Genomic DNA, 16,886 nt, shown 5'->3' on the forward strand with positions numbered 1-16,886 from the left:
GGGCAGAGAAGAGTGAAGAGGCTAAGTGGAAAAATTGCATTAAGTTCTCAAAATAATTACAAACGAACATTCTTTCTATTTTCGGTTTACTTTTCTATAAAATATGTAGTAGAATTATATTTACTTATAGAAAAGGGGGCTTAAAATGAATGGAATTTATAAAAGATGAACTACAAATGAAAAAATTGGTAATGGCATTTTCTCAAAATACTGAGAATACATTAGATGAAATAGAATTTAACTATAACATGGATACTGGGAACTTCAGAAAAGGAGGTTCTTGGGACCTTCGATTCGGTAGGATTGAGGATTCAGTTAAAAATAAAAATGATGTTGCAATTCTAAATCGAGAACGTGGTATTTGGAAGTATAAAGCTATTTTATTTGCATCAACAGGTACATTGTTCGTATTTACTAAAGAAAAAAATTTAGATAAAGTAATCAAAGAGAAAAGCAACACAGAGAAAATCCACTATTTTCATGCCCTCGTCTATTTAAATGTCGAAAATGTTGGAGTCAATGTGCAGCTTGATTTATTTAATTTCTATGATGAAAGCTTTGAACGCCGTCGGGAAATAGAAGTCCAAAAGATTTTGATGGAGTATTACTCTCAAGTTAAACAGGTATACTTTATAGTTGGAACTGAAAAAAATAAACAAATTGTAGAGGTAAAGGTACAACATTTTAATCATCAATTCGAATTTCTCAAAGAGGTTGATTTTTCAAAATATATCACTAAGGGTGAATATGAAGATATTTTACCAAGGGTGGGTAAAAATAATAATAAACCAACTGCCAAACCACTTGTGGGAATTAAAAATGGCTTGAAAAAACGCAGCGAAAAACAAATTGCAGATTGGAAACAAGAAGAAAAAGAAAAAGAAAAAGAGTATCTAAAAAGTTAATAAGCACCTTGGTGTCTAAAGGAGGATTCTATGGTGTTGAACCGTAAATTTAATGGAGCTAGATTAAAAGAAGGAAGAATTTATAGAGGATACACTATTACGGAATTAGCCGAATACTTAGAAGTAAGTAAACAAATGGTATCTAAATATGAAAATGCACATGTAGAACCTGTTTTTGAAACAGTGCATAAAATCGCTAGTTATCTTGATTTCCCAGTACAGTATTTTTATGAAAAATCAGTAGAAGTAAGTATTGGTAATACGTATTTTAGATCGTTATTAAGTACAGGGAAAAAAGATAGGGAGATGCAGCTAGATCGAATTAAATATATTACTATTTTGAGAAGAATGTTAGAGGAATATATAGATTTTCCTGAATTAGATTTATTAATTGATTTTGAATATCAAGATGACATGGAAATTTTTACTAAGAAGCTAAGACACTATTGGGGATTGGGAGAAAACCCTATAAAAGATATTGTATTGTTGTTGGAAGAAAAAGGGTTCATTCTATCTTCTATTTATCTTGAAAATAAGAACATTGATGCATTTGGTGCAAACTGTTCTATAGGGAATAAAGATTACTATTCAATTGTATTAAGTAGTGATAAGCAATCGTTTTATAGACGTCAATTCGATGTTGCTCATGAGTTGGGACATGCTTTGCTACATGAATCGTCAATAGTATTTAATGATTTAGATAAAGAAGAGCAAAAACAAATAGAAAAAGAAGCAAATGATTTTGCGGCAGCTTTCTTATTGCCAAAAGAACCATTTTTAAGAGATGTATTGATGCATCCTAATGATTTAGAATATTATAAGATGTTAAAGAAAAAATGGGGAGTTTCTATATCAGCAATGTTAATGAGAGCTTATAAATTAGAAGCTATTAATGATGGAACTTATCAGTATATGCAAAGATTAATAAGTAAAAAGGGTTGGAGGCAGAAAGAACCTTACGATGATATAAAGGAAATTGCTGAGCCAATGGCAAATAGACAAGCTATGGAACTTTTAGTTGAGAATGATTATTTTTCTGGCTATGAGCTGCTTAAAATTCTTTCTAAAAAATATGGATTAACAGTTCTACCGAATGAGGTAGAAAAATTATTAGGACTTGAAGAAGGTTATTTGATAGTCAAAGAGACACCTATTTCTAATAATATTGTTCAGCTTAAAAATATTAGAAGCGTATAGAGTTGTTTAATATTCATATGCCTTTAAGGAAAATGCTGGATGCACTAACAGACAGGTGAATGCCCTGTTTGTTGGTGCATCTTTTTATTTTATTTGAAGGTGTATTGTCTGAGAAAGTTACAAATAGAGTTAGGATAAAAAGGATTAAGTAAAGAATTGATCATCCAAGAGTCAAAAAGACTTAAGTCTAGGAATACTTTAAGAAGGTAAGAGGTATAAGTAACAATGTAAATAAACTAAAAAGCTGATTCTATTAAAAAGAGAATTAGCTTTTCAATACTTCAAAAATATAATCAGAAATAACATCTTATATCTTCAATAATGAGAAAATTGTCTCTCCCTTTTTATCAGAACATATCTCATCGTATTTTTTTAAAGCTTTTACTAAATCGTCTATATTTGAAAAGTAATCTAGTATAAATCCCTGTTGTTTTATGTTTTTACAATTTTTAAAATTAGTTTCGCAGTATATACTCGGCTTTATATGACTTTTTTGTTTACTAAACTTATCGTAATGCCCTTCATGAATAATAATTAAAATTTCAATTTCGGGGCGAGTAAAGCAATTAGTTATTCCTTCTATTTTATGGTTGAAATCTTTATTTATTTTAAAGTTTTCCCTCTTCGAATCAGTGATTCTTATTATTTCAATTAATTGTCCTTCATTGTATGTTTGCCCTAAAAATCGTGTCTCGATATTTTTTGCTTTTCGATTAGTACCTGTTAGAAAATCATTATCAATTAAATCATCTATTGTAAATTTCAATAAACCATGTTCCATTAGCAGTCGCATTATTTCTTTCTCTGCATTTCCTTCACATATACATAACACTTTATTTTTAGTTTTGTGCTCATACATTTAGATTATTCCCCCTTGACCAATGCAACTACTAATGTATCTTGGCTTTTATTGTATTTTTTAAAGCAACATACGCATCATATTTAGGGGCTGTTCCTAAAAGTCCACTTAAGTAAATGTTACTTTTCTTTTTATCTGTACGTGCACTGTGTGCTGATAAATTTGTTAAATTAATCTTACCATTTTTTTTAGTACTAAAATAAATACTATCACTTCTTTCAATGTCATCTAAGATTTCACTATAATGTGTTGAAAAAATAAGTGTAGCATTGTTCTCATTAATTTCACTTTTAAATAGGTTAATTAATGTAATTGCTACAGTTTTGTTTAAATGGTTTTCTAATTCATCAATTAAAATATATCCTCCATATTTAAGGGCTCTTTCTATTCTTAATAAAATATTTATTCCCTTTATAGTGCCAGAAGATAGGTATTTTGTTAAATCCATATAAGAGATTTCTTTTGGCTCTTGGTCGGAGAATTTTATGCGAACTAAAATCTTAGCAAGACTTTTCGAATTGATAGTCTTTTGATCAGAAGGACGTAAAAATTCTATCGATTCAATATCTGGATCTAAATATTGTATATAACCGCTGGAGATTTCCGATAGTGAACCCATAATATTCATATTTGTATATTGAGTTAAATCATGAATATAATTACCATGATTAAGCAAACCCAGGTTCTTTAACACAAGCATAAAAATACTTGAATCAGATCGCAAGAATCCCATGCTCATTTCATCTAAATCTTTTCTAATAAGTTGAGGATTTATTTCACTAAAATCTAATAAACTGTCTCTTCCAATGTTGTTCCGAGTTTTTTTCTCTTTTATAAATTCAGATTCAAATTCTAATAATCCCTCTTCTGTTCTAATTACATTTGACGTTAATTCAAATAATGTATTTTCACTAAAGAATACATTAATAAAAGTACATTTATCATCTAGTTGCTCTAATATTTCTTTATTTGATAAATCGGACAGTGTTTTATTTTCAATAAACAGCTCTAACATCATTGTTAGCAACTTTAATGTGGATGTTTTACCTGAAGCATTAATCCCAGCAATAGCTATTAAATTTTGTTTATAAATGCTACCGAATAAGTGGTCAACTATCCTTTCTTCAACTTCATCTTGTGATACTTTTTTTGTTGCAATCCAATCAAATTCTAAACAATTGTCTTTATATAGCTTCAATCCTTTAATAGTGGTTTTTAAAAGTTTTAACTTCATTCAATATCACCTCTTGTTTTTATTATATCTTATTTTTTTCTTTTTGTACGAAAAATACGTATAAAATATATTTCCTGGTTAGGATAACCATATACTTTATATTTTATTATTATTATTAATGTCTCAGAACATTCTTTTTTTATTAGCTAAATGCTCAGATACCATTTTTTTATAGTTTTTTATTATAACCAATAATTAATTTTCTATTACGTAACTATCTGTAAATGCTTTTACTTATAATAGGATTATGGGATAATTTAAGTAAAAGTGGTAATAGGAGGATTAAGATGACTTCAGAAGTCTTTCGTGAGTTTTTCTTTAATGAAAAATTAGATTTTAAAAATTTAGGGGAAGATACGATTGTAATTTTCGATACAAATACACTCTTAAATATTTATCGTTATTCAAATGATACCAGGACTAAGTTGATTGAAGCAATTAATCATATAAGTAATAACATTTGGATGCCTTATCAAGTGGGACTAGAGTTTAATTTAAATCGTAGGAGTGTTATTGAGAAATTAAAGAATGGTCAAGAGAAACGGAAACAGGATATACATAAAACCGTAGAAAAAAATATTAATGTTTTATGTCAGCATATTACAGACGTTAGTCTAAAAAGTACTGATGCTAAATCTAAGAAAAGTGAGATTAACGATTTTATTAAAGAAAAGTTATCAACATTTAACGATGAACTAGTCGAAAAGGTTGAAGAATTATATGGAATGTTAGATTTGGAAAAAGATTTAGCTTCTGAAATAGCTATAATTTTTGAGGGCAGAATTGGAGAATGTTACACTCAAGAGCAATTAAATAAAAAACTTAAAGATGCTGCAATTAGATATGAACGTAAGATTCCTCCAGGATACGAAGATTCAGAGAAAACCGAAGTGACGTATTATAATGATATAGAGTTTGAGCAGAAATATGGAGATTTAATTGTCTGGAATCAAATTTTGGATAAAGCGAGCGTTGAGAATATAAATAAAGTTGTGTTTATCACAGATGATAATAAAGAAGATTGGTGGTACAGTTGTGAACGCAAAACAATTGGTCCCCGTGCAGAATTGAAAAATGAGATGCATAGAGTGGCTAATGCTGATTTTTATATGTTAAATGCAAATAGCTTTCTAAACAATTTTTCAGAATCTGAAGAAACAATAGATTTAATCGAAAATGAGGTAGCTCCAAAATCTCGTTTAGATGATCCAGTATTTAGTAACAAATTAGATTCAGCATTGAGGTCATTAAGTAATTGGGAAACATCAAATAGTTTAGTTTTAAAACAAGCTAACGATACAGAGTTTTCTCCTAATAAGGATTCATATAGACAAGATTTTTTAAGACAAGAATTAAATGAGTTAGAACTGAAAATAGGAATTTTTAGTCGGCGTAAGACGTATTTAGTAGACAGTTTACAAAGAAAAGAAGATTCCTACAATATGTTAGTCTCAGATGATCCAGTGCCAACAACGGATCTAAAAATTATAGAAAAGGAACTTTTAAAAGAGGAAATTTTAAAATGTAGTACACATCTAGATTTCATAACGGAAGCATTAAATAAAATGAGAAGTAAACATGCTGATTTATTATATGAAATGAATGATTAATGGAATTTAGTCATTAAATTAAGTAGAGGTGGCAAATTTTCCATTAAAGTAAAGGATAGATATACTTCATCAACAATTAAATAAAAGCCTTGACGGAAAAAACCGGAGGCACTAACAGACAGGGAAATGACCTGTTTTGTTGGTGCCTCTTTTATTCTATTAAAGGAGTGGCGGAAATAAGGAAGTTACAAACATGTTTATTTAATTAATAAACGTTTTAAGGAAAAGAAAAAGCCGCAGCGTCGACACACGCTACAACTCAGAATTGGTTTATGCCCTTTGAGGATTTATTCAATATCATTATACCACAACTTAGGAGGGCAAACCTATGTTAAAAGGGCAGAAAGAGGTAACGAAAGGAAACTTGTTGCAGTGGATTGAGGATTATAGCTGGATGATTGAGTCGATTGAAGAAGCTAGACAGCCAGTAGCAAAGGTGGATAACAACAGCTACATTGGGGCTAAAACAGCTTTATATGGAATTGAGGCAACACTACCAAAGGCAAGTAGTAGTACAAGTGATCCAGTCTTTATTGAGGTGCAACGTCGTGTATATTCGCTAAATTATCGAATTAAGGAATACGAGCGAAAGATTGCAGAGGTGCAAAAACGCATTCCTTACGTGATAGGTGATAGAGAGGTTGAGGTTCTTCATAGATTGCTTGATGGTGATAGCATGCGAGCCATTGGTAGGCACATGAAGCTTTCTAGTACAACGATATTCAGGGTTAGAAATAACATTTTGAATCAAATGATAGTGGAATAGAGCGGGAATAATATAAAATAAACCTTGGGGGCCATTTAAAAGGTTTTCAAGGTTTATTTTTTAATCATATATAGTGTATGGATAATAATAATTTAGTAAGTTAGTTCGAATTGTATTTTTAAATCTTCAAGTACTTTTTCAGCTGAATTTGCATAAATGGCCATTTTTATCATCTCTACTACGGTTTCATCATCTAATAACAAAATTAATATGTTATTTTCTTCATAGGCTCTTTTTCTAGCTTCTAAAAGCTTTTTTGTTGGTTTCTTTCTTAAAAAAAGCATACCGAATCTACCAATTGTTGGTCTGGAAAGATAAATTCTTAGTTGGTTTAATTGATCTTTGCTTACATCATTGGTGTAATTTTTAAACTCACATATAATATGTTTACTTTGAAATTCATGTCGAATAATTTCCCAAAAACCCGAATACTTATTATTAGGTAGGACACCATCTCTTCTTGTATCACCAGAATCAGTTCTAGACTGTTCTTTAACTTCAGAAAAAGGTGGGACGAATAAAAAATTTAATATTTTTATACAAATTTCCTCATAATCTTGCCAATGTCTTTTACCAGGTTTACATGCCAATAAATTATTAATTAGTTCTTTCCCACGTTCTATTCTATCTTGTTGTTCAAAAAAGGACGGACTTAAAGCATTTAAAGCACGGTCAAAAATTTTATTAATTGTTTTGAAATATTCTAAGTAAAAATTTGAATTTTCTAGAGTGAATTCTTCATGAATAAATTCTAAATTATTAATATCATTTACCATTGGCAAAATTTCAGGAAGAAAGTTTTTGATATTGTTTATATTTGAATTCATATAATCTAGGTATGAAAAGAATGAATATATAGATTCTTTAACCACTTCGAACCAGCCGTCTATATCATCTAAAGAATCATAGGTAACATCCAATGCTAAAGAGGATACTACCCCTTTATTTAATGTAGTCAAAGTAGCAATAGCATAAACTAAGCTAGCATAAAGCCCATATTTATTTTTGAGTTGCTTTCCGAATACATCTTTTTGAAAGAACCATGTAATTTCATCTATTAATGAATCACGGTCATGATTTTGAATGGAATCTAAGAAAGAAGATTTGTTAAAATCTAGTTTTAATAATTTCAATAAATACTCAATACCTTCAAGATTTTGGGACATCATATCAATTGCCTGTTCTTTCTCAAAACCTTCTAAGTTTTCTAACCATAGATCTTTTGATAAATACATAGAAGTATACAGTCCTAATTGTTTACTCTTAGATACAATACTATTATTAATCAACGTAAATTACCCCTTAAATGTTAAAATGTACAATTCATTTTAACATTTTTTCAAAATAAATAGTTATCATTAATTATACTCAAGATTATTTTAATAAGATCTTGGAGCAAATGTATCAGATGTAACAAAAGGAACAAATGTAAAACATGTACGATAGTTTGTGATAGAAAATTTATCTTGTAAAATTGGAGGCAGGACGGCGCGGCAATGTTTTTCTCCCTTGGTATTTATAAAAACCTAAATATTAGGGAAAGACCGACCGACAACCGACCTACGCTTGGCAGACTAGTTCGGAGCGCGACAAACTTGGCCGGCCCATATTTTTTAAGAGATTAGGTATCTTAATTAATATAAAAGGCTAAAAATTTACAGTTATTTACATAATCTCTTTTTTATTGTATGATAAATAAATATGAAATTTAAAGAGGAGTAGAAAGTTATGCTGAAAATTTTACAAATTGTATTTGGAATCATAGCAATATCACTCTCAGCTTATTCGCTTATCACACGTGATTTTCAGCTGAATTTCCTAATGATATTCTTCTTAGGTTTATTTGGCCTAACTTTAGGAATTAAAGAATTTCAAAGAGAGAGAAAAGCTTATGGTTGGTTACTGATTGGGCTATTTTTATTTTCAGTATATGTGTCAATTCAAAGTTTCATATGGACTAAATAAGGAGTGATTATTGTGTGAACTTCGTCCACTTTCCATAATTCAGTCAAACTTACTGAGTAACAAGTGCACGGAAATGCACTATAAATAAAAACACAATTTGCTTTACAAATATACGTGGTACAGCTCTACCACGGTTTCGCAAGTGAGCTAACTCGACAATTAAATATTTTACCTCAGTAGACGAGCCTTACACCTAGTACGGTAATGATTTTTTGAATTTTTTTATGGTTGGAATTGTTTAAATTTGTAATCTCTCAAGTTATTATTAAATGGGAGGTGACAATATGAACAAGGAACAACTACGATATGCAATATTAAAAGAAATAGAATCAAATAACTTACCCTTAACAGAAGATAGCTTTGGTGTAACCGAAGATGAGTTTGATGAGGCTGTTGGTTTTTTGTCTAGAGAAAAGTATTTGGTCGGTGATTTTTGGGCTGGAGATAGAGCTCATTTATTTAAAATAGGTCCTTCCTTAACAGAAAAGGGTGAGATTTATTTACGTGAAAATAGTGCCTTTGCTAAAACGTATAACGGCACAAATGAAATAAGAGAATGGTTTTAATTATAAACATCCTTCGGGGTGTTTTTATTTTGCTGTGAAAACTGCATCAAACAGCCCAAACTTAATGTGATGAAAGGGCCGAGTTTGGTGTGGCTTTGAGAGCAAAAAATTAATACATATATTTTTTCTCTTGGATTATGATTGGGTTGGAGGTGATATTAAATGTTTCTAGGCTTATCAAGTAATGAATGGTCAATTATTGGAGTAATTGTTAATGTTGTTTTAGCTATTTTAACTTTTAGTGCTGTTAGCATTAGTTTGTGGACAGTTATAACGAATAGTTATCAAAAAGGGAATGTATATTTCCAAGAAGAAAATAGTAGTGGATTTCCAAAGTACAACATAAAACTTTTTAACAAAAGATCAGTTTCAATAACTGTAATAGGACGAGGGTTTAGTATAAAAAAAGGAAAAAAGGAATTAGTGATTAAAGGTAATGATTCTAGAGAAAAAGTAGAAATGTCCGATGTGGTTTACTATCAAGTATTAGTTAATGATATAAATCAAGAGTTAATCAGTATGGGGTACTCAACTGGTGAAAATTTAACCATCTATGGATTTTTCCGTAGTGGGAATGGAAATATGTATAGAAAAAGAATAAAACACACAGTAACAAGTACAGAAGTTAATATGACATTAAAAACATCTCAACAATAGAGATGTTTTTATTTTGCCCTAAAAAGTGAGTATCGAGCAGTTCCTCCGCTTGACTGCTAGGGCAACTGTATTTACTTTTGAGAGCAAAAAGTTATTACATATATTTCATCTCTTGGTTTATTATTGGGTAGATAGGAGGTGATAATATGGATTGGTTAGATGAAGCTGCAAAGAAACATTCCGAGTTTGTAAAAGCTCAGAAGAGTGAGGCGTATATTGAAAGGGTTATCAAAGAGAGTTACCCGAAGAAAGTAGCGGAACTTTGGGATATGTTTAAAAGTTTTTATGATTTGGCTAAGGATAAATTTGATGGCAGCAAAGTGTTTTCAGCAAAAGGAAATGAAATGCAAATAGTTATTGGCGATATTGAAATTCGTGGTTATGCTGAAGAAGTAGAAAAAATGGGTGGTTACTACGGAACTGTAAACGTAAATATCAAATATCTAAATTCGAACCGAATAGGTAATGCTCATTTCGATAATTTATTATTGGGTCACGTTAATGAAACGCCTACCTGGGTATATCGAGATATTGTTAATGAAATAATGACAGATGTTATCTTCACGCAAGAGGATGTAGAAAAGATATTTAAAAGTGCTTTTTCTATTTATCGATAACTTTATATGTATACATTTTATGCTACGCAATAATCGCGTAGCTTTTTTATTTTTAAAAGCAACTAGCATAAAGGGATGATTACAAAACAAACATATTGATAGAGGTGGTGGTGATATATGAGATATGGCTAGAGCTAGAGATCCAAAACGTAATGAAGCCTATGAACTGTATAAATCTGCAAATGGTGATATTAAATTAAAGGATGTTGCTGAGCGATTAGGTGTAGCAGAAGGTACAGTAAGAGGATGGAAAAATAAAGACCGTTGGGATGATAGGTTAGAAGAAGAATCAAACGGAACGTTCCGAAAGAAAGAGGCAAATAATACGGAACGTTCCGTAAAAAAGAACCCGAAGCGGAGCAAAGCTCAACCGGAAGCGGAAACAAAGGCAACTGTACAGTTTGAAATCGTACCAAGTGACGGTCTCAACAGCCAACAGTTGCTTTTTTGTATGTACTATACAAAGTACTGGAATGCTACGAAGGCCTATCAAAAAGTGTATGGCTGTGACTATGCTTCTGCAATGTCCAACGGCAGTCGTTTGCTAAGAAATGATAAGGTGAGAGACGAAATTGCCAGACTCAAAGCTGAGCTCGCAAATGGGATAATGTTAAATGCTCGAACCGTACTTCAAATGTACATCGATATTGCTTTTGCTGATATTACAGATTTTGTTGATTTCGGTACAAGAACATATACCAGTAAAGAGTATGCTGGAGAGGATGATGAAGGTAAATCAGTATTTAAAGAAGAAACTCATGAATATTCCTTTGTAGGTTTAAAAGAAGCACATGAAGTAGATGGCACGATAATCACCGAAGTGAAGAAAGGAAAAGATGGTGTAAGTGTCAAACTTGCCGACAAAATGGCTGCACTTGCTATGCTGGCAAAATATACAGATGTTTTAGATGAAACCGTAAGTAAACAATTGCAGAGTGAGCAAGCCAAGTTGAACATCGATAAGACAAAGGTAGAAATAGAGAACATCAAAGCTGGCAATAAAAATCAAAGTGCCGAAGATTGGGTGGCTGCACTCGGCAAAGTTGCTGAAAGACGCAAGGTGAAGGCTCATGAGTAACAAGCCTTACAATGTACTAGTTGACCTTATCGACGTTTATTGGGATGATCCTGTGGCTTTTGCCGAGGACATATTAGAGTTTTACCCTGACGAGTGGCAACGTAATGTTTTAAATGATCTGGCTCATAATCCTTTTGTAAGTGTCCGCTCCGGTCAAGGGGTTGGAAAGACGGGTCTTGAAGCGGTAACGGTCATCTGGTACCTTTGCTGTCGTCCTAATCCAAAGGTGATATGCACAGCTCCAACTAGGCAACAGTTAAACGATGTGCTATGGGCTGAAATAGCAAAATGGCTAGAAGGAACACTCGTCAAAAACTTTCTTAAATGGACCAAAACGAAGGTCTACATGACGGGTAATGAGGAACGTTGGTTTGCGACTGCCCGTACAGCTACAAAGCCTGAAAACATGCAAGGCTTCCACGAAGATTATATGCTATTTGTGGTTGATGAAGCGTCAGGGGTAGCAGATAACATCATGGAGGCTATTCTTGGTACACTCTCAGGCGCTGAAAACAAATTATTGATGTGCGGTAACCCGACTCGAACGAGTGGGGTTTTTTATGATTCCCATCATCGTGACAGGACTGATTACAAGACACATAAGGTATCGAGTTATGATTCTTCTAGAGCGAGTGAAGAAAACATAGCGCGTCTTATTCGGAAATATGGACAAGACAGTGATGTTGTTCGTGTTCGTGTCTTCGGTGAGTTTCCAAAATCTGAACCGGATACATTTATTCATCTTGAAAAAGTAGAAGCGGCCACTATTAAAGAAGTCTACTTTAATGAAGATGGCATACGAGTAATACCTGAATCCGCTCCATTAGAAATTGGTGTAGACGTTGCAAGGTTCGGTGATGATGAAACAGTTATTGTGCCCCGTATAGGCAACTACGTTCCTGTTATTAAAACGTATTCAAAACAGGATACAATGCCAACGGCTGGTAAGACCATAAAGCTTGCTAAAGAACTGATGCTTCAATTTGGGCGACCATCTTGTATTATCAAAGTCGATGATGATGGTGTCGGTGGCGGAGTAACTGACCGATTACGTGAGGTTGTAAGCGAAGATGGCTTACATATAACAGTAATTGACTGCCACAATGGTGGAAGAGCAATTGAAGCGGAGCATTATGATAATTGGGGTTCGGAGGCATGGGCAACTGTACGCGATTTGCTTCATGATGGTGACATTCAAATCCCTAATGACGATGATTTAGTTGGACAGTTATCTACAAGAAAATATGAGATAACTTCAAAAGGTAAGATTCGATTGGAAAGCAAAAAAGAAATGAAAAAACGTGGTTTACGTTCTCCGGACAGAGCCGACGCACTTGTATTGGCATTTGCTAAGACAGGTCAAGAACCACTGGCTGACGATGTTGCTGCGTTATTGAGAGGAGGTAGAGTATATGGCTAAATGGTGGAACAAAGCCGTAGGTGAGATGTCAAAGCTACGTGATAACATTATGGGCCGCTTCGGTATTTCCACTGGATCAGTAGGAAGCGGATATAAGCTAGACAGTAGCCGTGTTGATTATGAAATGGCGAAAAAACTCTATTACAACACGCATGATGATTACAAGTTAGGTGCAGGGTTTGCTAAATCCGTTATCAACAATACAGTAAGTTTCATGGGGATACCTGAATTTAAAATTGTAGATAAAGAAGCTCGAGAAATATTAGATACCTTCTTTAAAAATAACATTTCTAATATGCAACGAACCATACGTGATTCATTACGAGATGGTGATTGCTTTGTTTGGTTTACCCGAGAGGAGGAAGAAGATGCAGCCCTCTATCCAGAGCAAACAACCCGACTGGTATATAACATTATCCCTCCTGGACAGGTCAAGGATATATTACGCCATCCTTTAACCGGTGCAATATATGAGTATAAGCTAGTTTCCGCTCATGAGTGGGAGGACGAACGAGGTGACAAGAAAAAAGCAACAATCACACAACGTATCCGGAAGGGAGAACGTATTATCGAAGTCGATGGAGATAATCCTCCAGGAGTAAAATCCGAAACAATCCCGCTTCCTTGGGACTTCATTCCGATAATTCACTTCAAAAATGAAGGAGACGAAGGGTTGTTTGGACAGTCGGATATAGAGCCAATTGAGCCGTTTTTAAAGGCCTATCATGATGTTATGTTACATGCTATGCAAGGCTCGAAAATGCACAGCACACCTCGTCTAAAACTTAAAATTAAGGAAGTTACAACGTTCTTAAAGAATAACTTTGGTATTACAGATCCAGTTAAATTCGCTAAGGATGGAGGTACTATACAGTTAGATGGTCATGAAATGCTATTGTTAGCTCCAGAAGATGAAGCGGAGTTTATAGAGGTTAAATCGGCAATTGGTGACGCCAAAGAGTTACTAAAATTCCTTTTCTACTGTATCGTTGATACTTCTGAAACACCGGAATTTGTGTTTGGTGTGCATACACCGTCTAGTCTTTCATCTGTTAAAGAACAAATGCCAATTCTAATTCGCTCCATTGAGCGTAAACGAGAGCATTTTGCAGACAGCTGGAAGCGGTTGGCTCGAATTGTATTAGCAATGACCGCACAATCAGAAAATATCGCATTTGAGACGTTTGCCACAGAATTGAAGTGGACAAATATTGATCCTCGTACATCAAAAGAAATTAGTGAGGAATTGCTCAATGTTGTGAATGCATTGAAAGCGGCACTTGAAGCTAATGTTATTTCTGATGAATCAGCAGTAAATTTCCTGTCTAAATTTATTGATACCATGTACAAGTATGAGGAGGAAGAGGGCGCAGGAGAAAGGGAACGTATTCTCAAATCGTTAATCGCCAAGACGAAAATGCCTGATTCTGCAGAACTTGAAAAAGAGTTGTTGGAGATCATTAAACAGATCGGTAGCGATGCGGCATGAACGAGTTCGAAAAGCTAAAACTTGAATCACGAAAATTAATCTTAGAGCGGGTATTGAAGCAAGATGCTGAGGTACGCGCTGTTGTTTTGCGCTCGTTAGATAGGTTGATTGAGAAAATTAAACAACTAGAAGCGGAAGGACGTTATTATGCTCTTCCGGAGCTACTTGACGCAATTATTACTGAGAATGCTGTAATCACTGAAAAAGAGTTAAAAGCGGTGTTTTCGGCTTCTGCTATTGTCGGTGTGAATGCTGGTATGCACCAATCACGAGAAATCACCTTACGTTTGTTAATTAAAGCGAATATAAATGTTAAACCAATTATTAGCTCCTTTTTCCGTATCAGCGAGCGAGCTGTTGACGAAATGGAGCGACGACGAATAAAAGGATTGAATTTGTCGGAGCGGATATGGGGGCATAGCAAGCGGATAAACAATATCTTAGGCACATTAGCTAAAGATGGGATACAAAATGGTGAGCATCCAATTGAGGTTGCTAAACGTATGCAGCAATACGTCAAAAAAGGTGCTGGCACTTTGGTGAGTGAGTATCCTAACATGATGGAACGAATTGGGCACATGGTTCCGGATGACCTATCATACGAAGCGTTACGCCTTGCAAGGACCGAAATCATGGGCGCTTATGGTGTAAGCTCCAAAATGTCAGCTGAGACCTTACCATCAGCCCAAGGAATAAAATGGTCCACATCAAACTCAAATACTGCATGCAAAAAGTGTCAAGAAAATGCATCAAATGACAACGGTATGGGAGCGGGTGTGTATAGATTTGATGAATTGCCCGACTATCCTGCACATCCTAATTGCATGTGTCAACTTACACCGGAGTTGGAGAATACAGACTCATTTGTGGACCGACTGATTGAGTGGACCAATAATCCGATTTCACAGCAAGACATTGAACAATGGTACCAACAACATTATAAAATGGGGGCGTTGTAGTGCGAGAAGTCATTTTTACTCAAGATCAATTACAACAAAAATTACTCGAATGGCAGAAGCGGTTACGCCTTCAAGATTGGATCATATCGATTAAGCTCGTTAGAGAACGTGATATGGGTTTAGAAGGAGTACAAGGAGAGGTGTTCTGGGTTATCGAGAAGAAGATGGCTACAATAAAGATTCTTGATTCAATCGATTACCCTCCTGACAATATGGAGCCGCAAGACATGGAAAACACTTTAATACATGAGCTTTTACACTTGCATTTTGCTGCTCTTAAATATGACGGTGACAATCATATACCAGAAGAACAAGCTATCGAAAGTATTGCATCGGGTATTTTAACAGCGTATCGAGAGGGGGTGAGATCATGACATACTTAATGTTATGTGGCGAAATGGCACAAGAGAAAAACAAAATTTTTCAATTGTTTGGCAATATTGCCGGGGAAATGAGGATAGAAGATGTTCCAACTGCACCTGGAGTTGATGTGAATGAATTAAAAAAAGGAGATGACGACCCACTTGAGGTTATCGTTGAAATACCCGCTTCTAAATCGAAACGCGGATGGAACTATACCGCCAATTCTCTAAAAAATATTGTTGATGCGGTTAACACACAAACATTAAATGGTTTCCTTGGCCACCAGAAGGCTGAGGACGTAAGCAATCAATTCTTACCACCTGTTACCCATTGGGTCGGGGCAAAAATGGTAGGAGAGATTGCTTTTTTTCGTGGCATAGTCGATGCATCGGCCAAAGATTTAAAGCGTTGGATTAGATCAAAGCGAATACGGCAAGTAAGTATATTTGGTATTCCTAAGCTTCAAAGAGTAGCGGGAGAAACCAATGTTATCGGGTATGAGCCAATGTCAATTGACTGGACACCACTAGATCGAGCGGGGATGAATACTCGAATTGTGGCAATGTCTGGCGAAATGTGGGACTTGGAAGGAGAAGGACCAACAGGTGAAATGGAATACTATGAGGGAGGTGCTGGCATGAAGCCAGAAGATGTATTAAATGCTTTGAAAGAAATGTTGGGAAATAAACAAATTACCTTTTCTATGATTGCTGGTGAAATGGGTTTGAAACCAGAGCAAATTGCATCAGATATTGATGCTGATTGGGTAAAAAACCTTACTGAATCAGTAGACAAATTGCAAAAAGTCGAAGAAGCACTTGGTGTTTCAGGAGAAATGGATGTTGTAGCCCTTGCTAATGAAGCGGCCAAAGCTTTAAAAGAGCAAGGAAATGTTGGAGTTGAGAAGATTATCGGTGAAATGATAGATACAAAAATTCAATCTGAGAATGTTCGAAAAGATATTTTGAATACTGAAACAGCAATCGGAAAGCTATGGTCATATCATTCGAACTCAATTACAGCTGATATGACGAAAGATCAAATTGCTAGTGAAATGGATTCATTCCTGAATGATGGAGTTGTAAAGAATATCATCAGTGCTTATCACACTGAAAAGCATGCTGGATTAGGTAACCTGAGTGGAAATGCAAACACACCACAGGGACTAAAAACAAAGCGTACAGCGCTATAAGGAGGTAAT

The 16,886-nt window shown here is 34.2% G+C and carries 17 protein-coding genes; 14 read left to right on the forward strand and 3 right to left on the reverse strand.

Annotated elements, in window-relative coordinates:
• Positions 1–149: 149 nt before the first annotated feature.
• Entirely contained in the window at positions 150–905 is a 756-nt protein-coding gene (locus ACQKMV_RS05130; RefSeq protein WP_427502690.1) for a DUF5986 family protein, read from the forward strand.
• Positions 906–938: 33 nt separating this feature from the next.
• Positions 939–2,102: a helix-turn-helix domain-containing protein gene (locus ACQKMV_RS05135; RefSeq protein WP_427502691.1), complete on the forward strand. Its 1,164-nt coding sequence runs from the start codon at positions 939–941 to the stop codon at positions 2,100–2,102.
• A 307-nt stretch (positions 2,103–2,409) separates the two neighbouring features.
• On the opposite strand, the gene ACQKMV_RS05140 is transcribed toward ACQKMV_RS05135, so the two are convergent.
• Positions 2,410–2,961 (reverse strand): hypothetical protein, encoded by a 552-nt coding sequence (locus tag ACQKMV_RS05140; RefSeq protein WP_427502692.1) that lies wholly within the window; start codon positions 2,959–2,961, stop codon positions 2,410–2,412.
• A gap of 31 nt (positions 2,962–2,992) precedes the next feature.
• Positions 2,993–4,195 (reverse strand): AAA family ATPase, encoded by a 1,203-nt coding sequence (locus tag ACQKMV_RS05145; RefSeq protein WP_427502693.1) that lies wholly within the window; start codon positions 4,193–4,195, stop codon positions 2,993–2,995.
• A 287-nt stretch (positions 4,196–4,482) separates the two neighbouring features.
• Here ACQKMV_RS05145 and ACQKMV_RS05150 point away from each other — a divergent pair, with 287 nt between their 5' ends.
• Positions 4,483–5,805, forward strand: coding sequence for a PIN-like domain-containing protein (locus tag ACQKMV_RS05150; RefSeq protein WP_427502694.1), 1,323 nt, complete (start codon positions 4,483–4,485; stop codon positions 5,803–5,805).
• Between the two features lie 328 nt (positions 5,806–6,133).
• Positions 6,134–6,571: a LuxR C-terminal-related transcriptional regulator gene (locus tag ACQKMV_RS05155; protein WP_427502696.1), complete on the forward strand. Its 438-nt coding sequence runs from the start codon at positions 6,134–6,136 to the stop codon at positions 6,569–6,571.
• 92 nt (positions 6,572–6,663) lie between these two features.
• Here the strand turns inward: ACQKMV_RS05155 and ACQKMV_RS05160 are convergent, their stop codons facing one another.
• Positions 6,664–7,860, reverse strand: a complete 1,197-nt coding sequence (locus tag ACQKMV_RS05160) for a hypothetical protein (RefSeq protein WP_427502697.1) — start codon at positions 7,858–7,860, stop codon at positions 6,664–6,666.
• Positions 7,861–8,299: 439 nt separating this feature from the next.
• On the opposite strand from ACQKMV_RS05160, the gene ACQKMV_RS05165 reads away from it, so the two are divergent.
• The 10 genes from ACQKMV_RS05165 (at position 8,300) to ACQKMV_RS05210 (ending at position 16,877) form a co-directional block, all read left to right on the forward strand.
• A complete protein-coding gene (locus ACQKMV_RS05165; RefSeq protein ID WP_427502699.1) occupies positions 8,300–8,536 on the forward strand; it encodes a DUF3953 domain-containing protein in 237 nt (78 codons plus the stop codon).
• Positions 8,537–8,820: 284 nt separating this feature from the next.
• A complete protein-coding gene (locus ACQKMV_RS05170) occupies positions 8,821–9,102 on the forward strand; it encodes a YjcQ family protein (RefSeq protein ID WP_427502700.1) in 282 nt (93 codons plus the stop codon).
• 162 nt (positions 9,103–9,264) lie between these two features.
• Positions 9,265–9,759 (forward strand): hypothetical protein, encoded by a 495-nt coding sequence (locus tag ACQKMV_RS05175; RefSeq protein ID WP_427502702.1) that lies wholly within the window; start codon positions 9,265–9,267, stop codon positions 9,757–9,759.
• A 146-nt stretch (positions 9,760–9,905) separates the two neighbouring features.
• Complete coding sequence (locus tag ACQKMV_RS05180) at positions 9,906–10,376, forward strand: hypothetical protein (protein WP_427502703.1); 471 nt, start codon at positions 9,906–9,908, stop codon at positions 10,374–10,376.
• Between the two features lie 124 nt (positions 10,377–10,500).
• On the forward strand, positions 10,501–11,454 hold the full coding sequence (locus ACQKMV_RS05185) for a terminase small subunit (protein WP_427502704.1): 954 nt from the start codon (positions 10,501–10,503) through the stop codon (positions 11,452–11,454).
• Positions 11,447–12,874 (forward strand): terminase B, encoded by a 1,428-nt coding sequence (locus ACQKMV_RS05190; RefSeq protein WP_427502705.1) that lies wholly within the window; start codon positions 11,447–11,449, stop codon positions 12,872–12,874. Before ACQKMV_RS05185 ends, ACQKMV_RS05190 begins: the two co-directional genes overlap by 8 nt.
• Positions 12,867–14,363: a phage portal protein gene (locus ACQKMV_RS05195; protein WP_427502706.1), complete on the forward strand. Its 1,497-nt coding sequence runs from the start codon at positions 12,867–12,869 to the stop codon at positions 14,361–14,363. Before ACQKMV_RS05190 ends, ACQKMV_RS05195 begins: the two co-directional genes overlap by 8 nt.
• The gene (locus ACQKMV_RS05200) at positions 14,360–15,322 is read left to right on the forward strand and encodes a hypothetical protein (RefSeq protein WP_427502707.1); all 963 of its coding nucleotides are present in this window, start codon (positions 14,360–14,362) and stop codon (positions 15,320–15,322) included. Before ACQKMV_RS05195 ends, ACQKMV_RS05200 begins: the two co-directional genes overlap by 4 nt.
• Positions 15,322–15,696, forward strand: a complete 375-nt coding sequence (locus tag ACQKMV_RS05205) for a hypothetical protein (protein WP_427502708.1) — start codon at positions 15,322–15,324, stop codon at positions 15,694–15,696. Before ACQKMV_RS05200 ends, ACQKMV_RS05205 begins: the two co-directional genes overlap by 1 nt.
• Positions 15,693–16,877, forward strand: coding sequence for a hypothetical protein (locus ACQKMV_RS05210; RefSeq protein ID WP_427502709.1), 1,185 nt, complete (start codon positions 15,693–15,695; stop codon positions 16,875–16,877). The genes ACQKMV_RS05205 and ACQKMV_RS05210 overlap by 4 nt, the downstream gene beginning before the upstream one ends.
• The last annotated feature ends 9 nt before the right edge of the window (positions 16,878–16,886 follow it).

The sequence above is a fragment of the Lysinibacillus sp. NPDC094403 genome, from assembly GCF_050278745.1.
Taxonomy (GTDB): Bacteria; Bacillota; Bacilli; order Bacillales_A; family Planococcaceae; genus Lysinibacillus.

What these genes read in the sequence shown, in the direction of transcription:
- ACQKMV_RS05140 (WP_427502692.1), bottom strand. Translation starts at nt 2,961, where the DNA reads ATGTATGAGCACAAAACTAAAAATAAAGTGTTATGTATATGTGAAGGA.
- ACQKMV_RS05165 (WP_427502699.1), top strand. Translation starts at nt 8,300, where the DNA reads ATGCTGAAAATTTTACAAATTGTATTTGGAATCATAGCAATATCACTC.
- ACQKMV_RS05175 (WP_427502702.1), top strand. Translation starts at nt 9,265, where the DNA reads ATGTTTCTAGGCTTATCAAGTAATGAATGGTCAATTATTGGAGTAATT.
- ACQKMV_RS05180 (WP_427502703.1), top strand. Translation starts at nt 9,906, where the DNA reads ATGGATTGGTTAGATGAAGCTGCAAAGAAACATTCCGAGTTTGTAAAA.
- ACQKMV_RS05200 (WP_427502707.1), top strand. Translation starts at nt 14,360, where the DNA reads ATGAACGAGTTCGAAAAGCTAAAACTTGAATCACGAAAATTAATCTTA.
- ACQKMV_RS05185 (WP_427502704.1), top strand. Translation starts at nt 10,501, where the DNA reads ATGGCTAGAGCTAGAGATCCAAAACGTAATGAAGCCTATGAACTGTAT.
- ACQKMV_RS05190 (WP_427502705.1), top strand. Translation starts at nt 11,447, where the DNA reads ATGAGTAACAAGCCTTACAATGTACTAGTTGACCTTATCGACGTTTAT.
- ACQKMV_RS05195 (WP_427502706.1), top strand. Translation starts at nt 12,867, where the DNA reads ATGGCTAAATGGTGGAACAAAGCCGTAGGTGAGATGTCAAAGCTACGT.
- ACQKMV_RS05210 (WP_427502709.1), top strand. Translation starts at nt 15,693, where the DNA reads ATGACATACTTAATGTTATGTGGCGAAATGGCACAAGAGAAAAACAAA.
- ACQKMV_RS05170 (WP_427502700.1), top strand. Translation starts at nt 8,821, where the DNA reads ATGAACAAGGAACAACTACGATATGCAATATTAAAAGAAATAGAATCA.
- ACQKMV_RS05145 (WP_427502693.1), bottom strand. Translation starts at nt 4,195, where the DNA reads ATGAAGTTAAAACTTTTAAAAACCACTATTAAAGGATTGAAGCTATAT.
- ACQKMV_RS05155 (WP_427502696.1), top strand. Translation starts at nt 6,134, where the DNA reads ATGTTAAAAGGGCAGAAAGAGGTAACGAAAGGAAACTTGTTGCAGTGG.
- ACQKMV_RS05150 (WP_427502694.1), top strand. Translation starts at nt 4,483, where the DNA reads ATGACTTCAGAAGTCTTTCGTGAGTTTTTCTTTAATGAAAAATTAGAT.
- ACQKMV_RS05130 (WP_427502690.1), top strand. Translation starts at nt 150, where the DNA reads ATGGAATTTATAAAAGATGAACTACAAATGAAAAAATTGGTAATGGCA.